The organism is Novosphingobium sp. GW835-FHT14H07, from assembly GCF_058793515.1.
Genome location: NZ_JBXAFX010000062.1, coordinates 1 through 3,366, shown reverse-complemented (window position 1 = coordinate 3,366; position 3,366 = coordinate 1). Strand labels below are relative to the sequence as shown.

2 protein-coding genes are annotated in these 3,366 nt (G+C 62.2%); both read left to right on the top strand.

What is annotated here, in order from left to right; all coding sequences use genetic code 11:
* Positions 1-80 precede the first annotated feature (80 nt).
* Positions 81-452: an SDR family oxidoreductase gene (locus AC1Q5P_RS21705; RefSeq protein WP_481135856.1), complete on the top strand. Its 372-nt coding sequence runs from the start codon at positions 81-83 to the stop codon at positions 450-452.
* Between the two features lie 63 nt (positions 453-515).
* Positions 516-3,026 (top strand): TonB-dependent receptor, encoded by a 2,511-nt coding sequence (locus tag AC1Q5P_RS21700; RefSeq protein ID WP_492520006.1) that lies wholly within the window; start codon positions 516-518, stop codon positions 3,024-3,026.
* The last annotated feature ends 340 nt before the right edge of the window (positions 3,027-3,366 follow it).

Here is a 3,366-nt window from a genome sequence, read left to right as displayed (position 1 = left end):
TGTATGGTGATAGGAGCGCCGCGATGCGAACGCGGCAACGCTACGCGTACGCGTCGTGAAATGGCGGACTCGTGCCGGTGATGGAAGCGCAGGGTTACGGGCGGATTATCAATATCGGGTCCAGCACCGCGTTCTTCGGGGCCCCTATCGCACCTTATGCTGCGTCCAAGGCCGGGCTCGTGGCCTTCGCCTACACACTGGCGCGCGAACTGGGGCCGAGCGGCATCACTGCCAACACGATCGCGCTCGGCTTGGTCGATGGACCTTCGCTGGAAGAGCAGCCGCCCGAGGCGGTGGCGGGAGCCAAGGCATTCCTGATGGGGATGCGTGCGGTCAAGCAGGATCAGGGGCCGGAAAGCGTCGCGGATGCCGCGGTTTTCCTCAGTTCCGAAGAGAGCAGATTTATCACCGGGCAGACGCTGTTCGTCGATGGCGGAGCGATCATGCACTGACACATGGCGGCTTCGATCCGGGAGACGAGTTCGGACGAAGCCAAGGAAGAGGGGAGGATGACGATGAAGACGACACGTTTTCTAAACGGCGCACTTCGGATCAGCACAAGCATGGCGGCAACGGCCATGACGCTGCTGATGGCGGCACAGGCGCAGGCTCAGGAGCAGCCGCAGGGGCAGCCTCAAGGGCAGGGCGAAACGGCGGCGGAATCGCCGCGCGGCATAGATGAGATCGTCGTGACCGCACGCAAGCGAGCGGAACGGCTTTCGGAAGTCCCGGTTTCGGTCAGCGCGGTAACGGGCGAGGGACTGGCGAACCTTGGCATCACCAAGACGTCCGAGGCGGTTCAGCTGGTTCCTGCCGCCAAGATCGTGATTCAGGATCTCGGCACATCGGCTTATCTGCGCGGTGTGGGTTCGGGCTCCTTCAATCCCGGCTTCGAGCAGACCGTGGGTCTGTTCGTCGATGGCGCCTACTATTCGCGCGCGGCCTGGGCGCGTGCCGGTCAGCTGGATATCGAGCGGGTGGAAGTGCTGAAGGGACCGCAGGGCGTGCTCTTCGGCAAGAACACCGTGGCCGGCGCGATCAACATCACGTCCAAGAAGCCGACGGATGAATTCGAAGCCTATGTCCGCGCGGCCTATGAATTCGAGGCAAGCGATCAGGCCAGCATCGAGGGGGCGATTTCCGGGCCGCTCAATGCCGATCATACGCTCAAGGCACGCCTCGCGATGCGCTACAGCGACGAGTCCAAGGGCTACATCAAGAACAATGCGCCGGGTGGCCCTGACGGCCCCATCAACGACCAGTTCCTGACGCGCGGCACGCTGACCTGGGAGCCGTCGAGCAATTTCGACAGCACGCTGAGCGTCACTTACGTGAAGTCCGATACGAAGGGATCTTCGGCGGAGGTCTTCCGCTGCGAGCCGCGTGCACCGGCAGCGGGCGATCCGCCGTCGCTCAACACCGCGCTTGCGGTGGGCGCCAGCCACGAGGACTGCAAGGCCAACTTCCGGAATTCCAGCATCAACCTCGATCCGGCGAGCGCGGCTGTAGTCAGCGCGATCACAGGGGAGCAGATCGATCCGGTCGACAACGGCGACCGCTTCCGGGGCCTGGCGCTGACCAATACGGCGAACTGGCATGCCGGCGATCTGACGCTGACCTCGGTGACCAGCTATATCCGCCACAACCAGCGCAACTACTCCGAAATCGACAACACCGACGTGCCGTTCGCGACGCTGCGCCGGTATGAGCGGTTCAACACCTTCATGCAGGAACTGCGGCTGGCCTCTCCGCGCGAGAACAAGCTGTCGTGGGTGGCAGGCGCCTACTTCGAGCGTTCGAACCTTGAATTCATCGAGGACGATTCTGCTTACATCTTCCCCTATCCGGGCTTCCCCGCGCCCGCTCCAGGAACGGTCGTTCCGCCTTCGGGCACATGGTACAAGCGGTCCGACCAGAACGGGCGTTCGATCGCGCTGTTCGGCGAGGCGACCTTCGCCTTTACCCCCACGCTCGAACTCAGCGCGGGCCTTCGCTACACCAATGAGCGCAAGGACATCGATCACCGCGTCTGCGTAGGTCCGCTGAACCATCCCACCTGCGGGATCACGTCCGACGATACGCCGGCCATCGTGCCGCTGATCGCGGAAGACCTGCACTATCGCGCCAAGCTGAAGGAGAACAACCTCTCGCCCGCCGTGACGCTGCGCTGGCGACCCAACCGCGACGTGATGGCCTATGCCTCGTTCAAGCAGGGCTTCAAGGCCGGTGGTTTCGACATGGAGATGCGCAACCTGCCGGCGCAGCTTACCGCAGGCCCGCCGACCCGCGTGGACTCCAACGGCGATGGCATTCCCGATGCCTTCGTGTTCAAGAACGAGAGCGTGAACGCCTATGAAGTGGGCACAAAGCTGACGTTCCCGGCCGCCAATCTTCAGGTCAACATCGCGCTGTTCCAGAACGACTTCAAGAACCTGCAGGTATCGCAGTTCGATGGCATCGCTGGTCTCAACATCGTCAACGCGGGCAAGTCGCGTTCGCGCGGTATCGAAGTGGATGCGCGCTGGCGGCCCATCGACAGGCTGACGCTGGGCGGCAGTCTCTCGCTCCTCGATTCCAAGTTCCTCGACTTCCCGGGGGCGCAGTGCCCGAGCGATGCGACGGCTGGCGAGGTCAGCGGGGTGACGCCCACCGGGTCTCCGGCCTGCAACCTCAAGGGCCGACGCACGGCCTTCGCGCCCAAGGCGGCGTTCACGCTGACGGCGGACTACACCGTTCCGCTCACCGGTCCGTGGGAACTGGCTCTGAGCGGTGCTGCGCAGCATTCCAGCAAGTACTTCATGGAGAACACCGGCGAGCCGGAGAACATGCAGCAGGCTTACTGGAAACTGGACGCCCGCGTAGCCCTGCAGACCTCGCGCTGGAGCATCGCGCTGGTCGGCCGCAACCTGACCAATACGCTGACCTACTCGCACGCGACGTCGGTGCCGCTGGCAGGGCCGGGATACTTCTTCGGCTTTGTCGAGAAGCCCCGCACTCTGGCCGTGGAGGTTGGCGCCAAGTTCTGACGGCTGGCATCGTTGAACGATCACTGATGAACGGCCCGGTTCTGGTGGACCGGGCCGTTTGTTGTTCGGGATGCGCGAGTCGCTTGTTGGGAGGCTTCGTGATGCTGTCAGAGGGGCGGCGCAGGGGTGACCGTCGGCTAGCGAATTAGGATCACAACGTTTTCAGAAATTTTAGATGATTAACATTTGCATTGCTTTTTATATCATTGAAAAAACGTTGAAATCATAATTAGTAAACGATTACAGAAAATGGCTGTTTGCACGGCTCTGTTGCAAAAATCGTGAAGCTTGAGCATGCTTGGCGGAGATTGGACGGACGGAACGATGACGGATTTCAAGT

What these genes read in the sequence shown, in the direction of transcription:
- AC1Q5P_RS21705 (WP_481135856.1), top strand. Translation starts at nt 81, where the DNA reads ATGGAAGCGCAGGGTTACGGGCGGATTATCAATATCGGGTCCAGCACC.
- AC1Q5P_RS21700 (WP_492520006.1), top strand. Translation starts at nt 516, where the DNA reads ATGAAGACGACACGTTTTCTAAACGGCGCACTTCGGATCAGCACAAGC.